At 55.3% G+C, this 1,024-nt stretch carries 2 protein-coding genes; both read right to left on the reverse strand.

The annotated features are described in order from the left end of the window. On the reverse strand, nucleotides 1-737 hold a 737-nt coding region (locus ACZYSM_RS29190), incomplete at its 3' end, for a transposase (RefSeq protein ID WP_489077141.1). 17 nt (nucleotides 738-754) lie between these two features. Continuing rightward, a partial coding sequence (gene tnpB, locus ACZYSM_RS29195) for an IS66 family insertion sequence element accessory protein TnpB (RefSeq protein ID WP_489077143.1) occupies nucleotides 755-1,024 on the reverse strand: 270 nt, incomplete at its 5' end.

Below are 1,024 nucleotides of genomic sequence, written 5' to 3' on the forward strand. Positions count from 1 at the left end.
TGGATGACCGGGCTTTCCAGCAACCGATCGCGCATTAAATTCAACAGCGGTTGTAAGTACTCGCCGCACTGGATGACCCAGCGTGCCAGCGTCTGTCGTGGGATCTCTACACCGTGTCGGCTCAGTACCGTCTCGAAGCGATGTAATGGCAGGCCGTCGACATACTTGGTGGTCAGCAGCATCGCCAATACGCTGGGGCTGGCCATGCTCTTTTCAATCAACTGAGCCGGCTTGTCAGCGGTGACCGGGGCCGTTTCACAGCCACGGCAGCCGTAAACTTTGCGGATGTGTTTGATCACCCGAATTTGCATCGGCACGATCTCCAGTTGCTCGCTGGTTTCTTCGCCGATGGGGTGTTTGCGGCAACCGCAGGCGCAGGTCAGTTCGTGCTCGGGAAGCTCGTGGATGATTTCGATGCGGGGCAGATCCGCGGACAGCGGCTTGCGTTTGCCACGGCGTAGCGTTGGTGCAACGGCTTCCTCTTCAGGGTCATCGACGAGAGGCATCGGTTCACTTTCGGGCTCGTTGAACAACGCCAGTTGCGGTGTATTGGGTTCAACGGTCTGCTCGGATTTTCGACCGAACAAACGATCGCGTAGCAGCTTGATTTGCTCTTTCAGATCGACGATGTGGATCTGGTAAGCCTGAGCAGTTTCCTCCTGACGACTGAGCGCCTCAAGCAGTATTTGCTTGAGTAAAACAGGATCATCAGGAAGATCTTCGGGCATGGAAATCATGCGCCGGATTATACCCGTCAGGCGACAAATCTTGGAGTCAAAACCTGATGCGGACGGTTGCGCCAAAGATCAAAACCGTCGAGCAACCAGTTCAATTCCTGGACGGTCAATACGATGGCTTCCTCGGTGGCGTCGGGCGATGTTTTGAAACGCTCGGACTCCAGGCGCTTGAGCCAAAGGCAAAAGCCGTTGCGCTCCCAATAGAGGATTTTCACCCGATTACGGTGGCGATTCAGAAAAACGAAAAGCACGGGGTCAAACACGGCCACTTTGATATCCAGCTCGAC

This window comes from Pseudomonas sp. F220, assembly GCF_057813935.1.